This window comes from Luxibacter massiliensis (assembly GCF_900604355.1).
Taxonomy (GTDB): Bacteria; Bacillota; Clostridia; order Lachnospirales; family Lachnospiraceae; genus Luxibacter; species Luxibacter massiliensis.
The window spans coordinates 229,003-252,099 of the sequence record NZ_UWOE01000001.1 but is presented as its reverse complement, the minus strand read 5'-3'; the positions used below and the strand labels follow the sequence as shown (position 1 = coordinate 252,099).

Here is a 23,097-nt window from a genome sequence, read left to right as displayed (position 1 = left end):
GGCAGTCCCCAAATGGACATGTAAATATGTCCGCTTGGCTCGTTACTCGCAAACATAAACCTCCAAACTAGGCAATCCTATCTTACACCAGTTTGAAGGTTTATATATTCTTCAGGGTCATCCCACAGTACTTATCATGTCTGTTCTTTTCCATATGTAAACTGATATCTATAATGTTCGGACTCAACACTATGTTCTGGTATAACTCTCTGCCCAACCCCTGACTGCAGGCACTTCAAATATATACCACAGGATTTTTCTACGACTTTTGCAGATAAAACTGCCTCGCCAAGGTTTTTACCACATGCGACAGGCCCATGATTACGCAGAATCACTCCATTTTTATTGCCGATTGACTCTCCTGCTATTCTGCCAAGTTCAAAATGATTCTCAGCGGCAACATAAGTTTTCGTCACTGGGATCCCCCCGCCAAGCAGCTGGCTCATCTCTTCTACCAGACATGGCACCTGATCAACATCCATTGCCGATACCGCCATAGCGTTAGCAGTATGCGCATGAATAACAGCCCCCACGTCCTTCCTTTTAAGATAAATCTGCCTATGTACCTCCTTTTCCGAAGTCGGGTTCTTATCCCCCTGTATTTTGTTTCCATCCATGTCAATAACAATAATGTCCGAGTATTTCATAATATCATAATCCACCCTGCTCGGAGTAAGCAGTATATAATCCCCTACCCTGACGCTCACATTCCCCCAGGTGCCAATGAAATACGACATCTCACACATTTTCCTGCACGTATTGACAATTGAAACTCGTTCTTCATAATAATCCATATCATTCACCCAGTATATTCTTCCTTAATTTCCATACTCTCCCCATAGTCTCGTATGTCTCTTTATACAATTCATAGAATTTGACATATTGAGCATGTTGTTTCATGTTCGGTGTATATATCTTATCATATTCAACAGTCTTCTCCACCGCATCTTTATAGTCAGAGTAGTATCCCTGGACAACCGCATTATTTAGTACGACTCCTTTAGCGCCGGCTTCCTCCCCTTTCACTGTAACAATCTCATGCCCCACTACATCCGCGAACATCTGAGACCAGAAAGCGCTTTTAGTTCCGCCTCCGCAAAGCGTAAGCCTTTTTATATCCTGAGGCATATGCTGATAACAATCCAGCATTGCATAGGCAACCCCTTCATATGTGGCCCGCACTACATCCGCAAGGGTATGCCTCTCATTTATCCCTGTAAAGCTTGCTCTTGCAGCATTCTCGGTAAACGGGGCTCTTTCGCCCCCAGCTAAAAGATAAGGATGATACATTACACCGTTTGCCCCTATGGGAACGCCCTTTGCTATATCTTCCATATGGTCGTATATATTCTTTCCCATTTTAGCTGCATCACTCTTTATCTGTGCACCAAAGTTATTCAGCATCCAGTTAAGATTTGGCGTGCCCGCCAGTGAAGCCATCAGCCGCAGCCATCGTCCCTCCATGACGTGTGTGATCGTCATACCCGCACAAATGTCATCCTGCAGCGGCTTTGATATCACCATTTCATGCAGCGCCGCCGTTCCCATAATCGTACAGCAATTTCCCTCCTCAATAACGCCGCTTCCAAGTGCACAGGCAGATACATCCATAGGCCCTGAAGTTATCAGTACGTCCTCATTAAGTCCCAGGGTTCTTGCCAGTTTTGGCAGAATTTTAAAAGCATTTTTTGCCGCCGGGAGCACTGGGGGATATTTAGACCTATACCGCTTTAATTTACATAGGCTAAACACTTCTTCAGAATATTCTCTTGTTTCCTGGTCCAAAAAGATTAAAGACTGATCTGTCGGATCCGTTGTAATCTCCCCGGTAAATTTCATGAACAGATAATCCTTAAGGTGAAGAAAATAGGAGGCTTTGTCCAAATCTTCCTTTGCATTCCTCTCCATCCATTTTACAATTCCATTTTGATTTCCAGAAAATATCCTGGTTCCTGTTAATTCAAAAAGCTTATCACTAGTACCATCTTTCACCCACTCATCTACAATTGCTCCCGCACGTCCGTCGCAGAAACAGGCGCCATTCCTGACTGGATTGCCATTTTTGTCAATCATCCACAGTCCGTCGCCCTGGGCTGTGATCCCCAGGCCGACCACCCTTGACAAATCGTACTCCTTAGAAAGCTCCTTGACACAGCAACAGCATTTTTCCCATATTTCATTCATATCCTCTTCATATTGGTCTTCTTCTGGAAACAGTCCAGTAAGAGGATAGTACTTTTTTCCAATTTGTTTACCTTCCAGATTAAAGAGAACCGCTTTAATGCCGCTTGTGCCAGAATCCACACCAATAAACCACTTTTCCATATGTAATCCCTCCGGTATTATTTAAGCATTTCACTTATGTATTCGCGAGATTTTATAATCATGTCATCCAACATCTTATCGTCTGCATCAGCCGGAAGCATTGGACGCCATACATTTCCGCCTTCCAGCGCCACAGAGCCGCCCGTACGAACCAAAGGCTCAAATGAAATACACCTGTCATACTCTATTTCCTTTAATGCTTCACAAATCTCTTTCCACGGAAGTAAGCACGGACGCGGAGGGCGGCGGTTGTTGGTTCCCATGTGATAATGCCCAAGACGGCCCTTTCCAACCTGACGGACTGCATCTGCAAGATCATCCTCCTCAATCATTCCATGAAATGTATCCAGCAAAATGTTAATATGTGGGTCATCCACTATATCACACAGACTTACGGCTTCTGAAGCTGTGTTTAGGAGATACCCCTCAAATCTATTCACCACTTCCATGTTCCAGCTAAAATCATAATCACCGCATGCCCTGCCAATTTCTTTAAGGCTTTTTGCAGCCTGCTCCACTGCTTTCGCTTTTTCAAATGCTGTATCAAACTTGCACCACGGGGCATAATTAATTCCCGAGAAATTCTTTGCGCCCAAGCGGGCCATAGCTTTTAATAATGTAATTGCATTTTTTACGCCTTTGGCGCGGATGGTTTCGTCAAAAGATGTCAGATCATAATCCGCCCCAAAGCCTCCAGAAATATATAATTCTACATCGTTCGCCTTACAAGCTGCTTTTATTTCTTCAACTTCTGCCTGGGGCATAGTAAGCGTCCTGCCATAGAAAATTTCTAACACATCAAAACCACATTTCCGCGCCCGTTCAATCTGCTGTGGATAGTCAGTGCCTTCCCAATCTTTGCTCCAATAACAATAACAAATTCCAAATTTCATATCTTATTCCCTCCAAATGTATATCTGGCCTTCAGGTTCCCATAATTCAGCAGAGTCTTCGGCTTAAGACGCACGCCTTCTGCGCCTGATTGCATCTGCATATACAGCAATTAATACGACAATACCAGTTACAACTTCATTCCAATAAGAATCAATACCCATAAGGCTGATGCTGTATGTAATTACCGACATAAGGAGTCCGCCAAAAATGGCTCCCCCAATTCCACCTTCACCGCCTGTCATAGCGGTTCCGCCCAGAACAGCGGCTGTAATTGACGGCATAGTCCAGGAAGACCCAATATCAGCCTGATAGGAACCCATGCGGCATACCATAAGGATCCCGGCAAGAGCTGAAATAGCCCCTGAAATCGTGTAGCATACAAGCTCCACACGTTTTACTCTTATTCCAACAATTTCAGCTGCCATCCTGTTTCCTCCCACAGCATAAATATGCCGTCCAAAAGAAGTGAATTTTAACAGGAATATTAAAATTAAAGCTAATATAATTGCAATAAGGAACGGATACGGAATGATTCCAAACAGGCTGTTTTGGCCAATCACTGTAACAGCCGTGGGAATACCGGTAAGGGCAAATCCTTTTGTAAACAAGTAAATCAGTCCAGTCATAACACTGGAAGTTGCCAATGTCACAATAAACGGAGTCAAATTCATAGAAACGATAATCAGTCCGTTAATCAAACCCAATGCAATTCCGCAGATTAATGACAAAACAATTGCCAAATACGGATTCATGGCAGTCTTGGTAAGAAATGAAGCAAATATCATACTACACAGGCCTCCGCAGCCTGCAATGGAAAGGTCAATCCCTCCCAACAAAAGCACAAACGTCTGGGCAAATCCCACCAGCAGGGTAAAGGAGGCAGTTCGCATAAGCGTAGTCATATTGTATGCTGTATAAAAATTACCCGTAATCAGCTGAGTCACAAGGGTAACAGCAATTGTTACCAGAAATACCATAGCCGCAGTTGACTTAAACACTCCTGCAATTTTACTTTTTTCCGTCTTTACATTTTTAGATTCCATAGTTTCCTCCAATCGTCAAATACGGGTACTATAACCCTATATCAACTCAGGGACATTTTTAATATATTTGTCCTGGTCATATCAGCAACATCAGGCCCTTCAACAATACCTTTCATATTACCTTCAAACATAACCATAATCCGGTCAGCCACAACAAGAATTTCGTCAATTTCCGAGGAAACAATCACAACGCTAAATCCCTGATCAGCCATGCTGCGTATAAGATTATAAATCTCTCCTTTTGCACGGACATCAATACCTCTCGTTGGCTCATCGAGAAATAGTAGTTTCAAATCCTTTTCAACCCATCTTGCCAATATGACTTTCTGCTGGTTGCCTCCAGACAGATTTTTTATCGCTTCATTTTCAGAAGAGGTCTTTATCTGCAGATTGTCGATTCCTTTCTGTGCATTCCGTTTTATGTCCTTAAAACTAAGAACACCCTTGTTTCTATATTTGTGATATGATGGCAGTATCATATTCTCCTGCACGGAAAGAAGGGGGAATATCCCGTCGCGCCTCCGTTCTTCAGGAACAAGCCCTATTCCAAGATTTATGGCATCTCTGGGGGCATGAATCTCTACTTCCTTTTCTTCAAATTTAATGGTTCCCCCATGTTTTTTTGTAAGTCCATAAATACAATTAATCAACTCTGTACGCCCAGACCCAACCAGTCCTGTAATACCAAAAATCTCGCCCTTTTTTACACAAAAACTGATATCTTCAAATTCGTTTGGCCTGCTCAGATGATGAACCTCAAGAATATTTTCATCCGAATACTTCCTCTCCACATGTTTCTGTGATTTAACCTTCTGATTGGCCATATAAAAAATCATATCGTCCACAGACAATTCATCTGTATTCTTCTCCATAACCATTGTGCCGTCGCGGAGAATACATACCCTGTCCGAGACATCCTTGACTTCATCAAGATGATGAGTAATTATGACAATGCTCTTCCCACTCTTTGCAAGATTCTTAATAATTTTCAATATATGTTCTGTTTCATTCAGCGTAAGTGACGCCGTAGGCTCATCAAATATAATTAGGTCCGCTCCCGTATGCAGCGTCCTTGCTATAACTAAAAGCTGCTGGTATGCGGCCGATAATTCTTTCACTTTTCGGCGCGGTTCAATGGACAGCTCCAATTGTCCCAAAAGAGCGCTTGCTTCTTTGTACATACTTTCCCAGTCCACAATCCCGTTTTTCTTGATATGGCTTCCAAGGAAAATATTCTCCGCCACAGTCAGCTCTTGTGCAAGATTTAACTCCTGAGGTACCATTGCAATTTTCCGTTTCAAAGCATCTAACGGTGTTTTATTTACAATTGTTTCACCTTTATAAATAATTTCTCCTTCATCAGCAATCAAATTTCCAATGAGGACATTCATCAGTGTACTTTTTCCAGCGCCATTTTCACCGATCAACGCAAGAATCTCTCCCTTTTTCAAGTTAATATCAACTTGCTTAAGAGCTATGGTTCCAGGAAATTTTTTTACAATTTTTTTCATTTCCAAGATATATTCATCCATGCATGCCCCTCCATTCCCCTGCCCTTTTACGATTTGGGCAGGGGGCTTTCACTTCCGCCTGTACCCAGGCAATTCATACGTGATAACCAGCTATCAGAATACTGCTGTGATTATTCGCCAGAACCATAGAGCTTGTCCAGCATCGCCTGTGCATCATCCTGATAGATAACTGTTGTTTTTTCTTCTGTCTGCTCTGGATATGTATCAGAACCAGGTTCAAGTCCATCAGCTATCTTAATCGCCGTCTGGATTGTATCAAATCCCATGGAAAAGCAGTCCTGGACTCCTAAACAGTAAATAACCCCTTCTTTCAGGTACTCAAGCGCTCTTTGGTCATGATCCATGCCTACAATAGTAATTTGATCCTGCTTTCCTGCATCTGCAACCGCCTGTGCAGCTCCCACCGGGTTGCCCATGTTGCAGCATATAATTCCAGCCAGGTCATCATACTGTTTTAAAAAGCCTTCTGCTAAAGTAAGTGCTTTTTCCACTGAATCGTTGTCATACTGAATATCAACAATCTCCATATCTGGGTACTGGGCGATGACATCCTGCGCTCCTTTTGCCCGGTCCTCATGGCACGGGGCGCCCTGGGTCCCAACGAGAATTGCCACTTTGCCTTTATAATCCAGCTTCTCGCAAAGCGCTTCCGTCATATCCTTCCCATCCTCATAATTGTGTGTATTTCCTACGTAAGCAATACGTTCGCACCCATCCTCTTTGGTAGCATCAGAGCTTGAAAATGTCATAACTTTCTGGCCCTGGCCTATAAGATTATTAATTGTGGGGGTTACTACATTTATATCCGCCACATCCACTCCTACAACGTCGAAGTTACGGCCGGCAGCCTCCTCTAATCTGCTGACCTGATCTGTGGCAGAAGGCGTTACAGGGGCCACATACTCATAGTTAATTGTAATTCCCTTATCCGCATATTGGTTCACCGCCTCCTCTAGTCCCATGCCAACAGCATCCCACCAGGGATGGACTACTTTATAGGTAAAATAAAAGTCATACTCTTTTTCCTGGGGTTCATAATCTTCCAGCGTCCTATTAAAATTCATAGCGCTGTCAACCGTCTCATTTCCAGTAGACTCTGAAGTCCCTGTTACCACTCCCGCCTCCTTCTCCTCTGTGCCCGCATCTGATGTTCCACCGGAAGTACTTCCGCAGCCAACCATGCCTGCTGTTAATCCCATTGCCAGAACCAGCGATACAATACGTTTCGTCTTCATACATTTTCCTCCTTTGTGCTCCCTTTCATCATTTTCAGATATCCTGTTCTGAAAATCAGGGAATAAATTAAAATGGTTTTAGAAAACAAATTGTTTTCTGTTGATAATGTCAGCATAACACATGATGTTATATTTGTAAATATTATCATACAAATTTATTCAATATATACAATATTTTTATGTATAAAACTACCTATTTATTTGGTAACAAATCTACTTTTATTATAATTACTTAGTATTTTCTACTAATTTTATCCGAACCCAACTCACCATTTACTATAGTTTTACCCATACCTAACCTTAAGAAATCCATTTTTTATTTTTTCTCCCCCTATATATTTATATTGCGTTTGATAAATTTGTATCTATTTTTATCAATTATATCAAAATTATCATTATTATCATTTTGACATTTATAGATTGACAAGATTTATACTTAAAGCTATGATAAGTTTATAGTCCAATGTTAAATTCATAGAATTTAATATTAATTTGTGAATATTGTTAAACTATCTAATGATAGGATGAGGTGGATTTTGATTACAAAAGAACAGCGTCACAAAAGAATACTTGAAATACTTGCAGAAAAAGTTTCTCTATCGCCAAAACAATTGGCCGAATTGGTATCTGTATCAGAAATGACTATAAGACGTGATATAAAAGAACTGTCCAGTCGGCACCTAATCGAGACTTTTTATGGAAAAGTCGCACTAAGTTCTAACATTGATAACAATGTGCCTCAGCATAAAAGCCTGGACATATATCACACAGAGCAGGAACAACATTTCCAGGAGAAATTGCAGATTGCCCAATATGCAAGCCAGCTGATTGATGCCCAGGACGTGATCTGTATCGATAATGGAACAACCTGCTGCCACATTCCAGATTTTTTCAGCCGAGATACCAGTTGCCTGATTTATTCATATTCAGCCAGGACACAGGCCCGGATTATTCAGCTAAAAAATGAGAATATACAACTATTTGCTCTTGGGGGATACTATCACAGCCAGCTCCAAATGTATGAATATCCAGAAATCATAGATATAATCAAAAAATTGCATATAAATAAAATGTTTCTTGGCACAGTGGGAGTGAGTCTGGACGGGAGCCTGTCCTGCGTACAACCCTATGAAGTTCCAATCAGAAAGGCATTAATGGAGCAAAGCGATCAGGTGATACTGCTGGCTGATTCATCTAAAATAGGAAAATCGTGGTATGACCGGTACGGCAGTACAAAAGATTTGTCTATGTTTATAACAGATTCGGGGATCACTGCAGAACAAAGAAGTTCTCTTGAAAAATTAGGGGTGAATCTGGTCGTGGTATAAATATGCGCCTACAAAAGGCCAGTATATGTTTCTTTACACAGAAACCATAATATCAAAGAAAGTTTTAAATATTTTTTCTGTGTTATGATCACGGAAAAGACCGTAAGATGATTTTCAACTGGCAGGTATACAATAGGATTGGGGGGCATAAAATTATGCCCCCCAATCCTATTCATCTATCTTGGCAAAGTTCAGTATACCCTCACCCTCTTCAGCCGGAAGATAGAAAAACAATTCAAATATCCCGCCCTCTGCCCTTACTTCCATACTCCCGTGATTCCGTTCCACAATTTCTTTGATGCTTGGCAGGCCATATCCATGATTCTCCCTGTCCTTCTTTGAGGTTTTTGGAAGGCCCTGCACCTGCTTTTTAGCATACTGTTCCACCATATACGGATTTTTCACAGACACAACAAACATTCCCTTTCGATGTCTGGCCTCCAGCATCACCTTCCGCTCTTTTACACAAAGCTTCATACAGCCCTCAGCCGCATTATCCAGTGCATTGGCCAGTAATGCACAGATATCTACTTTTTCGAATGGAAGCTCTGCTGGAATATCTATCCACTTCTCAAACTGAATCTCCCGCTGCCCCATCAGGCTTTCCTTCACAGCCAGCACTGCATTAACAGTGGGATCCCCGCAGTATTTCAGCTTTCTTATCACACCATCATTTTGGAGCAGCTCCTGTATATAAACTTCCTTTTTCTCAGCCGGAAGGGCCGACAGTACCTGAAGATGATTTGCCATATCATGCCGGAGCCGCCGGATTTCAAAATGCTGCTGCTCCATTGCCCCATAATATTTCCGGTTCATTTCTAAAAACATCTCCTGCTGTTCCAGTTTTTGCTGCCTAATCAGCACCGCTGTAATCTGCAGAAGCGCAAAAAACGAAAACATCGCAATCAATAGCAGCGCCAAATACATAGCGGCATTGTGGGATAAGCCATATATCATATCTGAAAGTATGCCGATGCTCATGACTATCCCCAGGGGCAGAAGCGTTAGAACAAGAAGAAGACGCCACAATGCCGGAGAAAGCTCAAATTCTGGTTCCGGCGCAAAATACCGGATATACAAAGCTAAAATAACTCCGCCTATGATACGCCCTGCCAGATATACATCATACTCCTCCACTGCTCTTTGAAAGAAATTATCAGTCAGCAGGTTAAAAGAGCAAAGAATACTGGCAAACATCAGTCCCAGTGTAACCCTTTTCAGGATACTGCCCCGGCATACAAGGAGCAGCGCAAGGATAAAGCATACTAACGCAGGCAGCATGTTCACCCAATCCCCGATATAGAACACCATCCCAACAACCAGGTAACAGCTGCAGATGCCAATCACTTTTGCCCACCATTCCTTTTTCACCGGCAGCAATTTTGAGAGTGACCAAAAATCCAAAAGAACACCCACACACATCAAAAGGAAGTTTACTCCCAGCTCAATCATCAGCGTCCGCCTCCCAGCATTGCTTTCGTCAGGTTCTTCACAGCCTCCTCTTTTAGGGCCCGGCTGACCGGAAGTTCTGACTGGCCAATGCGGACCATATTCCCTCCTATATATGTCACCTGCTGAGGATTTACAAGATAACGCTGATGTATCCGTACAAATTGATGCCCCAGCCGTTCACCAACACGATCCAGCTTTTCATAAAATGGATATTCTCCGCCTTCTGTGACCAGCACTACTTTTCTGCGGTCACTATAAAAATATAAGATGTCCCTTATACGAAAACGGTATGTGCCATCCGTATTCTTCAATGTATATAGTTTTTCCCGGTCTTGAAATAGTAGCCGGCGGATACGGGCCAGTGCATCGTACAGCTTTTCTGGATCCACCGGTTTCATCAAATAATCCAACGCCCCTACGCGATACCCGTCAAACACATAATCTGCATATCCGGTTACAAATACCAGAATAATATCCTGATCAAACCTCCGGATACTTTCAGCTGTTTCCATGCCGTTCATGCCATCCATTTCTACATCCAGAAACAAGAGATCCACTTCTCCCCTGTGTTTTTGCAACCAGCGTACCGCTGATTCGCCGGAGGAAAATTCGTATACGATCTGTTCTGTTTCCTCGTCCAGCATCTTATCTAACTGAAGGAATAATGCTTCCCTTGCACTTTGCTCATCATCACATATTGCAATCCTTAACATGTCTGTCCACCTCGACGCCCAAAATTATACTACTTTTTATCTATGCTTCTGTCTCCGCCATTTGAGCATAACGCCCAGCATCCGGCAAATGATTATCACCCATATATTATAATCGTTTTCCCCATATTCAACAACCAAAAGTATGACTCTGCAAACATAACTAACAGCATTTTTTCACAGCAAAGGCAGCAGTAAAACTTTACATCCTACGTGCAGAATTTTACATCATCTGCACAGCACTTACAAACTTGCCATCCCGCCTGCAAATTTTTACATGGTAAATTTACTTTGTTATCTTTCATGCTATCCTCATCACATACAAAAACAAATTGCCGGCAAACCGGCGGACATTAATTATAAGAAAGACAGGTGACAACAATGTTATATGTAAAAGATCTTCATAAATCCTACGAAGTAGGCAAAAAGGAATATCCCGTTTTAAAGGGTGTCAGCTTTCAGGTTGCACAAGGTGAATTTGTAGCTGTCATGGGGCCGTCTGGTTCTGGAAAAAGCACCCTTTTGAACTGTATTTCCTGCTATATCCCATTTGAGAAAGGAAGCATCACACTAGGAGGCACAAAGCTGGCCAACCTAAGTGAGGATACCCTTGCTAAAATCCGCAATGAAAAACTTGGATTTGTTTTTCAGGATTTCATGCTGCTGGACGGGTTAACCATCCGGGAAAATATCCTTGTTCCCCGGATCATCCAGGGAAATATTAAAAGAGACGGAGAAAAATTGGCAGATAAATTGCTTTCCCTGTTCGGCATTGGCCATATACAGAACAAATATCCGGCTGAAGTTTCAGGTGGAGAGCGCCAGCGGACAGCAGTTGCAAGGAGCCTGATCAACAATCCCCTGATCATTCTGGCCGATGAGCCAACTGGAAATTTGGACAGTAAGTCCAGCCGTACCGTGATTGAGTCCTTTGAGAATGCTAAACGGCAGATGGACGCAACCATTTTCATGGTCACTCACGACAGTTTTTCTGCCTCCTTCTGCGACAGGGTGATCCTGCTGAAAGACGGAACCGTATACCGTCAGCTGGAGCACAAGGGCAGCCGTAAAGATTTTCATGATGAATTATTAAATGCTATTAAAGAAATGAGTGGTGATGAGCAATGATGACAATGCAAAAATTAGAACAAAAGCTTCACAAAGCAGACAGGAAACAGGCGCGCCTATATATTTTTTGCAACTTTATGGCCCTTATGCTGATTTCCGCCTACTCTGCCATGATATTTTCCCCCACCGTGCTGAATGTCCTCCCAGAAGGCGGAGACAGCAGAAAACAAATGGTCATGGTCTTTGTATTGGCATTATTCGGCTGTGCCGTATTTACCGTTTATGCCGCCAGCTTATTTTTTCGGAAAAAATCCCGCCAGCTTGGCACACTGATGGCTCTCGGCGCTTCTAAAAAGCGGCTGGCTCCAGGCGTATTTACAGAGGTATTGGGGTTAAGTATTGGTTCTTCACTTGCCGGTATCCTTGCAGGATTTCCTTTTGTATGGATTCTCTGGAATCTGTTCCGCCTCTTTCTCATAGACAGCGCGGAAATGGCTCTAAAATTTGATTTCAGATGCCTCCTGATTTCAGTCCCATTTTTTCTTATGGTTATCGTATTCTCATGCCTGACTGCATACCGTTATCTGCAAAAAACAAATATTATGGATGTTGTCCATGAGGAGCATAAAAACGAACCTGTCCGGGAACTTGGCAGATGGTGCGGCCCTGCCGGCATTGCGCTGCTGCTTATAGGCGCTGTGGCGGGATATAGCGCGCCCTCCCTATATATGAATCTGTTCAGTGCATATCCTCCCGTCTGGATAAACCTTGCATATGCACCTGTATTCGTAGGACTATACATGATCATGCTTCACACAGTAGTACATGGTTGGGGATCCCATAAAAGAAAACCATATAAAAACATCATTGCCAGAAGCATGATGAAATTCCAGGGACGCCAGACAGTCAATAACCTGCTTGTCAGCACTGTCCTAATTGCAGGCGCCTGCTTTGCAGTCTTTTATATCCCGATGATGGGGGCTGGGCAAATCCGGACAACCCGCACCCTGCCATACGATTACTTTTACCAATGGCGGGCTGACCAGAATATTGTCCAGAAACCCCAGGTAGAATCCCTCGCTGCCGACTACCAGCTTACTTTAAAAGACTGGACAGAAGGGGAATACCTGACCCTGGGGATGGACGGAGAGACACAGATTGAAGAAGGAAATGGACATTTTCACTATGAATACGAAGAATTACTGAATCAAGGAAAATTTCTGTCCGAAGACACATTCAACGCAATCAGCGGGCAGAATGCAGATGTCAAGCCAGGAACCTATTATGGCATAAGCAATGAGAATGAAACAGGCACTTACTTTTTAGAACTTGGTTCAAGCAAATTGACTAACATGGTTACAAGAAAAAATATCGAAACCAGTTTTGCAGGATTCTTACACTTCTCTCTGCTGACAGATTCCATCGGATACTATGTCCTAGATAACGCAGACTATGACGCAATTGCAGCTGGACTCTCTGATGACTGGAAGGGAAAGATGGCAGTATTTAATATCGATGGCGAAGATTCCTACGCATTTGCTGATGACTTTTTCCATACATTGGTCACACAGTTTGGCCCGGAGTGCGAAATCATTACCTTTTATGACCGGGTGGCAAAGATCCGGAACAACGAAGCTGGGAATGTCTACTGGGGAGATACAGATGACATGACGAAAATCAGCTATTCAAACCCAGATTCTTCTGATTTCCGTGCTTACTGGTCATATATGCCCGTGTTCCGCGTCCTGAACCAGAATGATTTTCTGCAAAACTATGCTGTGTTCCTGATGATGTTCCTGTTCATCGCTATTATCTGCCTGTTATCTGCTCTGATCATTAGCTACACAAGATGCCAGACTATCGCCATAAATAACCGTTACATCTTTGACGACCTGAAAATGCTGGGAGCCTCCCCTGCCTTCCTTACAAAAGAGGTGCAAAGCCAGTGTTCCCGTGTCTTTAAGACACCCACAATGGTAGGCATGGGTGCCATGTACCTCCTGTACGGTATGATGATGTTCGCAAATGACGGAGGGAAACTGGACTCAACAGAAATCCTCGGATTGGCAATCTGCCTGGGCATACTCGTACTTCTGGCAGCATTATTCTACCTAGTATACAGAAAGACAGTTCAAATTATCATAAAACAATTGGGTATCAAATAAACATGTAACGTAAAGCTATGCTTTGCTGATATCAAATAAAAGTGGGTATCGCAAAATCATCGGGTTAGTGATTGTGCGATACCCCCGCTATGTCTGGTGGACATGAAACTAATTTATTAAGATATCCTCTTCTATGTCCATCGTTTGCATTTCCTCTTTTGTAATACCATTACGTTTTCCATATTCGACCCAAAAATTTGTAGATGCTTTAATAAATAATTTTGGTGTAAGAGGCATGGTTACTTTTAATGTCTTATATTTTTTAGCTCTTATCGATTCTGATAATTTCTTTATTTTTCTTGTTACGAGTATTTTAAACGGCGTATTAAGAATGGCCTCTCCACTGCCAATTTCCAGTACAGACCCAAACTGGCAATGGTTTCTCTTGCAAAACAACTGTACCATCCTTACTGCCAGATCATTTTGTGTATACTCCAAAAACCCACAATTAACCAATACCGAAATTACAGGTTTCTTATCTGGCAGATTATTTTCAAGATTTTTAAGGAAATTCAGGAGTGTAACAGGAATACTATCTGCGTATAATGGGAAAACCAATAACACATCAGAAAACCTCCCCATCTTGGAACATAATTCAAGATGATTTGATCTTGTAATATTAAAATATTCAACACTCACATCACTTTTTTTTGCAAATATTTCTGCATAGCATTTAGAATTAGATTTCGGGGCCCGTGGGCTTCCATTTAAGATCATTATACGTTCCATTTCACAATCTCCTTTTCCACAGTCTCCTGCAATTTTTCTTCATCTGTAAACAGTACTTTGTACTGTTTAAAATTCATATTTTTAGCATTTCTTTCAATAAGCTTTTCAAAAACTTCTTTTTCCTCAGCGTTCATTTCTCCATATGCAATAATTATTGCGTTTTTTAAACTGACACTCCTTTGAACATGATGTGTTTCTCCGTCCAACATCCTTATAAAAGCCTGTTGGATTGGTATGGCCCGTTCAAGCATAGTTTTCATTATTGTATCATAACCGCCATATCGTGTCCGGCTAATATAAATTAGAGTGTCGCTTTTAGCTATATATGGATATACCTTTACTGCATCATCCCGTATTACACATTTCCCGGGTGTTTTAGTCCAGCATCCAAAGCATCCCACACAATTCGTTATTTTTAAAGATGATAAGTCTATAAATTTAGTATCATTATTATCTGTTAAAGTAAGATTTAAGTATTTGTCACTCAGTATTAATCTCATGCTTTCTTCCTTTCAAAAGTTTATTTTTATTACACAAAGATATACTCTCTCATAATATATACTATTATTGCACCACTTTACTTATTGCAATCAACATTTTAATGTATATAGAATTAGTAGGATTTAAACCAATTTAAATCCTCTTAAAATAATAGAAGCTATATTTTAAAGAATTTATAAAGTATATTCCGGGTTTCACAAGAAAAAATAATCTAAATATCCCTTCTAATTACTAGAAAGATAATTCTCTCCCCTATCAGATGTATGGTTGCCTCCACTGGACAGCTAAAGCCAGAACAAAAGCTTTTCATTACTGCCACTTACTTTCCTCTTAGGCAGTATATACCTTAATAGTGCATTCTTATGATTTTCTCTATTATTTTTATAATTATAGTGTAGGCCGGCTTAAAAGACAATAAAAAGAAGAATAAAATATGAATTTTTCTGAAATAGCAAAAAAAAAGATATTCCTGCAGAAAATATAAAAGCCAAAAAGTTGAAAGAGAGAAACTCGGCATAATTTTAGAGGATGCCTACGGCGCTCCCTTAGCCATTGTGGTATGTGCTGATGCAGGCAAATCCTGAAAGCGTCCATATGATAAAATAAGGAGATGCCACTAAATCTTCTGCATCCGATAGCTCGCATTTTCTTATTTTTAATTCCCCACCAGTCAGGTGCATTACGCAAAATGTCCTCAAGTCCTTCTCTTGATACAACAAAAACAGGAATATTTAAATCAAACTGTTTTTTTATCATTCTCTCAATCTGCTTTGTCAGCTTTTCTGCATTATCTTCATCACTCGAAAAAACCACACTGCCACTGTTCAGATATGTCTTAACCTCCCAAAAAAATCGTAAGCTTCTTGTAAAAAATCGGTAATTATGATAGGGTAATTATAGATATTTGCGTGAAAGAGAGGTGTTAATATGCCGATTATAAACCAGCCTTTCCAAGGTCAATTAGGTGAAATACTCAAAAACGAATTAAATTCAAACTATTCATCTCTTACAATATTTTCAGCATTTGCAAAAAACAGTGGTGTCTTGAGATTAAAAGAGTCTCTTGAAACTTTCAAATCAAATGATGGGACAATAAGAGCATTCATTGGCATTGACCTTGATGGTACTTCTTACGAAGCGCTTTTAAACTTGTATAATTTGTGTGATGAATTGTATGTCATCCACTCCGAAAACTTTTCAACAACTTACCACAGTAAAATATATCTCCTTGAAAATACGGACGCAGTTTGGTGTGCAATAGGATCAAATAATCTTACTGGTGGAGGGTTATGGACTAACTTTGAAAGTTGTTCTATACAGACATATAATTTACCTGATGAAACAACCGAGTTAGATTCCATCTATTTTGTAATAAAAAAATATAAAGATCCTGAATATGAATGTTCTACAAAAATCACTTCTATTGATGATATAAATGCTTTACTTGAAGCGAACTATATTTCTAAAGAAGTTACCCAGAAAATCGAAAGCATTACCAAACGCATATCTCAAAAGAAAAAGCAAAAGAAAACAACACTCTTTGGCTCTGAGAAAATATCTATCCCGACTTTAATCCCTGTTAATACGCCTAGAAAAAAACCTTTTTCAAAGCCTGAGACTCCTGATTTTAACCATATCATTAATCCTGCACCTTCAGCGCCTGCATTTACAAATGAACAGTTTTGGTTTGAAATGCGCAAATCCACTGGAGGCTCAAGGAATATTCTTGATTTATCCAAATTAGGGCAGATTGAGGAAGGCTCTGTCGTAGGTACACCTTACGAATATACTGAGCCAGGAAAAATGTACGGCGGAATAAAATTCTTTGACATCGACCCTGAGGACACAGCTAGAGAAAAAGATATAACTATCAACTATCTCGGAAAGGACTATCATCCTTCTACCATCAAGTTCGCACCGGACAATGGCAGTTGGCGCATTCAACTTAAGGGATCGCCAAACGATGATACAAATGAATTATCCAAATTTGGAAATCGTGGAGATTTTGTACATAAGATATTAGTTTTCGAAAAAATCAATACAAACTACTACGTTTTATCACTTTTAGATGAATCTGATCTCGACCGACTTAAAACTTTAAGCCGTGTCTGGGCACGTAACGGAAGCAGCACCGCTTCAAAAGCATATGGCATGTTATAATCCAGAGAGGAGTTTTTTAAAAGAACTCCTCTATCTCATTCTTATCATAAAACTTGTTAAAACTTATCGCTATATTTCTCAAATCTTCCTGTTTGATTCGATACAAAATTGCAACAAGACTATCAAGCTCTGATAATATCTGTTTTCTGCCCGATGAATTTACCATATAAGTATCCGTATGATCAAATAATCCAGACATCCGGTTATCTGATGCATACAATACCTTTATTCGACTGTTGATGTGCTCTTCTATCGATGCTTCTACTCCACTAAATATAATAATATTCTCATACCTCTCCTCCTTAGGTACGGGAATTTGCCTTATAATAGTTTGGGTAAGATCAAGTCCAACCATTTTTAATCTCACGATATAATCAAACACAATTGAATTAAACACCGCAAGTACATGTCTCATTTGCTTTCTCGTGAGCTGAAGCAATTGTATTGACTGGCATACGGGTACTAGCGGTAAAGCTGTTGCCAACATAGTCCTTCTATTTGTAGCTGAAGTGAGACTTCTCCAAGCTACAATATAATCATTTTCAAAATTCTTTGACAAATTCTTCCATGCATTTTCATCTATAAAAAACCTAGCATCTGGATATTCATCGCCCTCAATATCTTCAATTGCTCTTGCAGATGCCTTATTTTTGTATTTTTCATCATCTGTCATATTTCCAAAAGTTGCAAATTTGGCTGTATATATCTCTATAAATTTCCCTTCATAAATTGGTAAATACCCAGGTTCCTCATGCTTAACTATGTAGTCTGAATGATTCGTTAAATGAACTAATCTTCCAAATTTACAATCAGGATATGTTGCACCAAATATCTGATTATTGTCATATAATGATATTAAAAATTTTAATTCCTCTCCATTGCTTATATTGGGCAGCATTCCTGTATCTGGATTCAATTTTCTCAGCAATTGATGTGATGCATATATCCTTTTTCTTGACGCAAACTCCTCATATTTATCCAAATCTAATGCTATCCCTATATCTTCGCTTTTGCCCGCACCAAGATATATAACAGAAAATTCTTCTCTGGAATCTATATTAAATATTTTCTTTCGGTTTACAAACATATAAATCTCGCGAATGTTCCCGTCCCTTGTCATATTTCCAAAGAAAGTACTGTATACTGGCATTTTAAGTAATGATGTTTTTATAATAATTCCCGCAATTCCCTCATCTGATAATAATTTCAAGCATAGTTCTGTAAAAAGGGCATAAGTGTTCAGTTCTCCACAGCTGGAGCCACTAAAAAAAGGATCCTTTTTTATGCTATCTTTCACTTGTCTATAATCATTTACAAATCCCTCGTAATACTGCAGATTTTCTTCTGTAATTCCTTTTAGATAAGCTTCCCTTTCTGATTTTGTTCCTATTGCATCCTCTCCAGAATAATGCCGTAAAAACTTCTTATCTTCAAATCGAATTTTTTCCCATGGTGGATTGCCCAACACTATATCTATATTATTCACAGGCGCCACAGACATACATCTATTGTAAAAATGTCCTGTAAGGGCACTCTGAAATTTTATATCATATATGAGATCATTATCCGCTCTCATCAAAGGATTGCCTAACACAATCCTATCAGAATTGCTTGCATCCCCGATTAAATCAAATAGCCTATATCTGGTTATCATTACAGCTATTGGATCAACATCATATCCATAAATCTCTTGAGAAATTCCTTTTTCATTGCATATTTCACATGCTGATACCAGAAATGCTCCTCCACCACATGAAAAATCTGCAATACGTATCTGCTCCTTATTTGAAAATATCATAAAATCATTTATTGCTTTTGTTGCGATTTCTTTTGCAAAGTTTTCCTGGGTATAATACGAACCCAAAACATCACGGTGATTTTTTCCTCCTTCAAATGTGAAAACGCCATCTTTCAATTCATAATCTCTTGATAAGAATCCTTGATAAACATTATTTATATTCAAAGCGCTAATATCCGATAGTGATTCCATGACTTCAGCTACAAAGTCTGATGCATCTAATGTACTTACTATGAAATCAATATTTTCCAATTTTTCAAAACCATTTTCTATAAATATCTCTTGTATATCTTTTGCCGAAGCCTCCCCTATTAGTTTATACGTAATTATCGCAGCAAATGCTAAATATGAATACCTTGCATAATATTCACGTATATCTTGCCAATATTTAAGATTCGCATTCTTATTTACGTATTTTGCAATCTTGACTCGCAATTCTTCTATCATACTTACAAATCACTCCATTTTCATATAATAAATATGGCGTGCCCTTAAATATCTCTGAATGAACCCGATTAAAATCACTTTCTACCCATGCTCTATAGTCAATTTCGTCCTTGAATTTGTTCTTCAGAGATACTAACACATCGTTCAACACACAGCACTCAACAGATACACCACTATGTGTGTTATAACCCAAACAGTCTAGTACAACATCATGGAGAATCATTTTTTTATATTTACCAAGTACCATTTTCATTGCATAGGGATTTTCTTGAATTTTCTTTACGATAACTTCAGGATTAACTCTCAAATCCTTCGATAAATATTCAATAATCCCATCACAACCCAAACTGTTGCCAGACACCCTTGTCCTTTTCAAACAGCACGACGCATCCAACAATTTTTCCATGTACTTATCAAGCTTTATTAAATCTACTGACTCAACTCCAGTTATGCAATAAGCACATTTGCCAACTGCCTTTTCTACCTGTTCTTGATCAGCATCCGAGAACCCATACTCCTCAAAAATATAGCTATCAATTTTACTTTCTATTTGAAGTTTAAGTAATTCATTGGTCAAATCTTCATTGAGCATTCCCCAGGCTGCCATGTCTAATTCACTCGGAATTTGATCAAGAAATTCCGGATTGTATTCAAAGTTATTCGGTCTGGTTGATAATAGTTTTTGCTTTAATTCTATGCAAAGCCTTGCATTTTTCTCTAATACCACTGAGGATCCAATATTTTTTGTTATAGGTATCTGACCAATATATCCTGCTGCTATTGTAAGTTTAGGCGACATCATCCTAACACAGTAAGCCGCAAGTCTTGAATTTAACAAAGCAAGATGTGCATACTCATTTCCGTCTGTTATCCTTATTCCAGGTCCTGACGCAATGAATATCTGATTGTCAAGCAAAACCCTCACATTAAGTCCTGCTGTTCCAGTATCACTGAAAACCATCTGAGTTTCTGGAAAATATTTGACATTTCTTAGAGCTGAGTCCTTCTGCGCTTTAATATATTCTCCATCTATTCCCCACTTCACTACACTATCATTTAACCCCTGCCACCTGCAGTAACCACCTCCATTACTAACACTAACCCAAGCATCATCACCAAAATGTTCCCAAAAATATCCCACTAATTCTTTAGCATTTCCAGTAGATGTGCCTTGCATCGGAACTCCAATATTCTTATATGTTAACTCTGATTCACTTATGTTCTTTAATGTCCCATTTTCTGAAAAATCATATCCATTTATTCCGTCAATATTCTGCTGTAAAATTTCTATGAACTTTTCATTCTTAAACAGTACCTTTCTTTTTTCAGTTAGTGATAAATTACCTAAATCAGCCACTCGAATCTTATTGTTCTTGTCTACACTTTTATTTAATATCATCAATGCAACATTCGACTTTTCTCCACTAAGATCAAGAAAAGCTCCAGAGCCAAGATTCACAATGCTTATAATTTTGTATTGATTTGTAATCCTTGTTCTGATTTCTCTAAACGTTTTCAAATGCATCCAAGCATTTTGAGACACAATCCCGCAGAATCCATCCTCTTTTAACATTTTATAAATCGCATCGAAATATGAAACACACATATCACAGTTAGCATCGGGATAATTTTCTTTCAAAAAATCCTTCTGCTCTTGTTTCATCCCTTTTATTGTTGCGAATGGAGGATTTGTTAGAATGATATCTGCCCCGCCCAAGGCTTTTAATATTGTAGTCTTTACACCTGTAATAATATCTACCACGCCCTTATCATTTACTGCTAAAGAACCACAAATCTCGTCCTTAGATGCAGACTTATAGATATGTGGCTTTATATTCTCCCAAATCCCAAATGAAACACGATCAAAATTGCGACTTAGAATTGCTAATGCTCTCAATCTGACATTTACAAGTGCAACTCTTGTTATATTGCAGTCAATATCATATCCGTATAATTTATCAGCATTTACAATAACATTAGACTCTGCCTTCTCTATTCCACATTCTCCACACAAGGCCTCATAACATTCAACAAGAAAATTCCCTCCGCCAGTACATGGATCAACTATCTTATCAGCATACTGTATCTCCGAAATGTTACCTACAAGATAGTCAATCATATACTTTTCCGTAAAAAACTGTGTCTGGCTATATACATTGCCCTTTACTATTTTGTTAGAGTATTGGTAAGCCCACGATAATAAATTATCTAATTCCCTATCTTCCTCATATCGACTTATAAATGCGAAAATTTCTCTCAAAATATCCTCATTAGCGAATGACTCTTCCTGTCCCGTAAGATCTGAGCTAATTTTCTTTTTAATATTTTCACTCAGAGAATCCTCCCCAATATAATAGCCACAAAGCCCTACTGCAATTGAAACCAACACATAAAGCTTTTTATCAGCTTCTACATCCGTTAAATTTTCTGCAATCCTATATAGCGACTTTAATAATTTTTTTAATGCTCTTCTAACTTCAGAATCTTTCGTATCCATATTTTTTACTGTAGGGCTTTTTGTCCTTGCGTCAGATGGTCTGGTTGCATTCTCAGGGATAACCCACATGTTGCCTATCATCTTTGCCCCATTTATTCGACCCGCTCTACATAATACTTGAATCCGCCTTTTACTTATATTCCATTTATCTGTAAATTCCTGAATAGTTAAATATTCCATAATGTCGTACTCCTTCCAAACGATATTTTAATCTATACCGCGAATAATAGCAATGTTTTTCTCATCATTTGCTAAATCCAAGTCAGACAGATTTTTACTTTTTTCTACTTATTCAGTTTTAATTACATCCCTCTCTCTTGTCCCATTATTTTTAACACCAAATAACGTGACTTTGGCTTCTTTCCTTGCTTTTTTGCTGGCTCTGCTTCAGTCCGCTGTTTTTCTTCTCCAACCGTTCGCTCTTTTTTAAGGTCAGATTGCTTTCCGTCATTCTCTCAATTCTCTCGTACTGTAATATGATTGTCTCGCTTTTCTACTGAATTTCATTACTTAGAATTGAGTTCCCCGAGGAAAGTGCGGATATCTTCTTCTGTGCTTTGAAGTTTTTGTCTCTCTCCTCCTAGAAGTCCCCTGCATCTCCTCGATCCTCCGATCCTGTATCTCCTTTTTGTTTCGTATTTACTATTTACACACGTACTATCTGAGTACATTCCAGTGTGTGTACGCCGTCCCCAAGTGATTTTCATTCGTAACGAGACCCTTTGAATCTAAGAACTGTCAATGCCTGCTTTAAAGGCACCTTTGTATCAAGTCCCTGTTTACTCCCTGTAATATAAGTCACGAAATCTATATAATGTCCCTATTATTTGTATTCACTCTGAAAGGAGCCAACTTATGACAGTAGGAGAAAAGATGAAAGCATTCCGAAATATACGGGAAATTTCACAAAATATGTTAGGAGAACCGGCTGGCATAGACGGAACCACAATCCGCAAATATGATCTAGGCAGCCGTAATCCCAAACCCGATCAGCTTTTAAAATTTCAAATGCTTCAGGCATAAGCATCAATGTTTTTACGGATTTTAATATAGAAATTGCTTCTGATGTGCTTACCTTACATTTAAAAATGGACGAGTAAATAGATATGGAGATTAACGGAGATGAAGATGGAAATCTCATTCCTGAAGATAATCTATATTCGTTTTAACCACCCGGCAATCAATGACCGGCTGGCTAAATTTGCAAAAACGA

The 23,097-nt window shown here is 39.6% G+C and carries 17 protein-coding genes and 2 pseudogenes; 6 read left to right on the top strand and 13 right to left on the bottom strand.

Going from position 1 to position 23,097, the window contains the following annotated elements:
* Positions 1 to 134: 134 nt before the first annotated feature.
* The 6 genes from EFA47_RS01260 to EFA47_RS01235 form a co-directional block, all read right to left on the bottom strand.
* Positions 135 to 794 (bottom strand): class II aldolase/adducin family protein, encoded by a 660-nt coding sequence (locus tag EFA47_RS01260; RefSeq protein ID WP_122644354.1) that lies wholly within the window; start codon positions 792 to 794, stop codon positions 135 to 137.
* Between the two features lies 1 nt (position 795).
* The gene (locus EFA47_RS01255) at positions 796 to 2,325 is read right to left on the bottom strand and encodes an FGGY-family carbohydrate kinase (RefSeq protein WP_122641660.1); all 1,530 of its coding nucleotides are present in this window, start codon (positions 2,323 to 2,325) and stop codon (positions 796 to 798) included.
* 17 nt (positions 2,326 to 2,342) lie between these two features.
* Positions 2,343 to 3,218 carry a sugar phosphate isomerase/epimerase family protein gene (locus EFA47_RS01250; RefSeq protein ID WP_122641659.1) on the bottom strand — a complete coding sequence of 292 codons (876 nt, stop codon included), beginning with the start codon at positions 3,216 to 3,218 and terminating at the stop codon, positions 2,343 to 2,345.
* A gap of 63 nt (positions 3,219 to 3,281) precedes the next feature.
* A complete protein-coding gene (locus EFA47_RS01245; RefSeq protein WP_122641658.1) occupies positions 3,282 to 4,262 on the bottom strand; it encodes an ABC transporter permease in 981 nt (326 codons plus the stop codon).
* A 41-nt stretch (positions 4,263 to 4,303) separates the two neighbouring features.
* Positions 4,304 to 5,794, bottom strand: a complete 1,491-nt coding sequence (locus tag EFA47_RS01240; RefSeq protein ID WP_122641657.1) for a sugar ABC transporter ATP-binding protein — start codon at positions 5,792 to 5,794, stop codon at positions 4,304 to 4,306.
* A 110-nt stretch (positions 5,795 to 5,904) separates the two neighbouring features.
* On the bottom strand, positions 5,905 to 7,029 hold the full coding sequence (locus EFA47_RS01235; protein WP_122641656.1) for a substrate-binding domain-containing protein: 1,125 nt from the start codon (positions 7,027 to 7,029) through the stop codon (positions 5,905 to 5,907).
* Positions 7,030 to 7,565: 536 nt separating this feature from the next.
* On the opposite strand from EFA47_RS01235, the gene EFA47_RS01230 reads away from it, so the two are divergent.
* Positions 7,566 to 8,357 (top strand): DeoR/GlpR family DNA-binding transcription regulator, encoded by a 792-nt coding sequence (locus EFA47_RS01230; RefSeq protein ID WP_164689899.1) that lies wholly within the window; start codon positions 7,566 to 7,568, stop codon positions 8,355 to 8,357.
* A 168-nt stretch (positions 8,358 to 8,525) separates the two neighbouring features.
* On the opposite strand, the gene EFA47_RS01225 is transcribed toward EFA47_RS01230, so the two are convergent.
* Positions 8,526 to 9,809 carry a sensor histidine kinase gene (locus EFA47_RS01225; protein ID WP_122641654.1) on the bottom strand — a complete coding sequence of 428 codons (1,284 nt, stop codon included), beginning with the start codon at positions 9,807 to 9,809 and terminating at the stop codon, positions 8,526 to 8,528.
* Positions 9,809 to 10,522, bottom strand: a complete 714-nt coding sequence (locus EFA47_RS01220; protein WP_122641653.1) for a LytR/AlgR family response regulator transcription factor — start codon at positions 10,520 to 10,522, stop codon at positions 9,809 to 9,811. The genes EFA47_RS01225 and EFA47_RS01220 overlap by 1 nt, the downstream gene beginning before the upstream one ends.
* A gap of 378 nt (positions 10,523 to 10,900) precedes the next feature.
* On the opposite strand from EFA47_RS01220, the gene EFA47_RS01215 reads away from it, so the two are divergent.
* Positions 10,901 to 11,647, top strand: a complete 747-nt coding sequence (locus EFA47_RS01215) for an ABC transporter ATP-binding protein (protein WP_122641652.1) — start codon at positions 10,901 to 10,903, stop codon at positions 11,645 to 11,647.
* Entirely contained in the window at positions 11,644 to 13,752 is a 2,109-nt protein-coding gene (locus EFA47_RS01210; RefSeq protein WP_122641651.1) for an FtsX-like permease family protein, read from the top strand. The genes EFA47_RS01215 and EFA47_RS01210 overlap by 4 nt, the downstream gene beginning before the upstream one ends.
* Positions 13,753 to 13,860: 108 nt before the next feature.
* Here EFA47_RS01210 and EFA47_RS01205 read toward each other — a convergent pair whose 3' ends face one another.
* The gene (locus tag EFA47_RS01205; RefSeq protein ID WP_122641650.1) at positions 13,861 to 14,481 is read right to left on the bottom strand and encodes a hypothetical protein; all 621 of its coding nucleotides are present in this window, start codon (positions 14,479 to 14,481) and stop codon (positions 13,861 to 13,863) included.
* Positions 14,469 to 14,981: an NAD(P)H-dependent oxidoreductase gene (locus EFA47_RS01200; RefSeq protein ID WP_122641649.1), complete on the bottom strand. Its 513-nt coding sequence runs from the start codon at positions 14,979 to 14,981 to the stop codon at positions 14,469 to 14,471. The genes EFA47_RS01205 and EFA47_RS01200 overlap by 13 nt, the downstream gene beginning before the upstream one ends.
* 468 nt (positions 14,982 to 15,449) lie before the next feature.
* Here EFA47_RS01200 and EFA47_RS20250 point away from each other — a divergent pair.
* Positions 15,450 to 15,566: pseudogene (locus EFA47_RS20250) on the top strand (hypothetical protein); the annotation flags it as partial.
* A 58-nt stretch (positions 15,567 to 15,624) separates the two neighbouring features.
* On the opposite strand, the pseudogene EFA47_RS01190 reads toward EFA47_RS20250, so the two are convergent.
* Positions 15,625 to 15,831 (bottom strand): annotated as a pseudogene (locus tag EFA47_RS01190) (DUF1697 domain-containing protein); the annotation flags it as partial.
* 78 nt (positions 15,832 to 15,909) lie between these two features.
* On the opposite strand from EFA47_RS01190, the gene EFA47_RS01185 reads away from it, so the two are divergent.
* The gene (locus EFA47_RS01185; protein WP_122641648.1) at positions 15,910 to 17,142 is read left to right on the top strand and encodes a restriction endonuclease PLD domain-containing protein; all 1,233 of its coding nucleotides are present in this window, start codon (positions 15,910 to 15,912) and stop codon (positions 17,140 to 17,142) included.
* A gap of 16 nt (positions 17,143 to 17,158) precedes the next feature.
* Here EFA47_RS01185 and EFA47_RS01180 read toward each other — a convergent pair whose 3' ends face one another.
* Both EFA47_RS01180 and EFA47_RS01175 read right to left on the bottom strand, forming a co-directional pair.
* Positions 17,159 to 19,387: an N-6 DNA methylase gene (locus EFA47_RS01180; protein WP_122641647.1), complete on the bottom strand. Its 2,229-nt coding sequence runs from the start codon at positions 19,385 to 19,387 to the stop codon at positions 17,159 to 17,161.
* Positions 19,344 to 22,064 carry an Eco57I restriction-modification methylase domain-containing protein gene (locus EFA47_RS01175; RefSeq protein WP_122641646.1) on the bottom strand — a complete coding sequence of 907 codons (2,721 nt, stop codon included), beginning with the start codon at positions 22,062 to 22,064 and terminating at the stop codon, positions 19,344 to 19,346. Before EFA47_RS01175 ends, EFA47_RS01180 begins: the two co-directional genes overlap by 44 nt.
* A gap of 675 nt (positions 22,065 to 22,739) precedes the next feature.
* On the opposite strand from EFA47_RS01175, the gene EFA47_RS01170 reads away from it, so the two are divergent.
* Entirely contained in the window at positions 22,740 to 22,907 is a 168-nt protein-coding gene (locus EFA47_RS01170; RefSeq protein WP_122641645.1) for a helix-turn-helix domain-containing protein, read from the top strand.
* Positions 22,908 to 23,097: the final 190 nt, after the last annotated feature.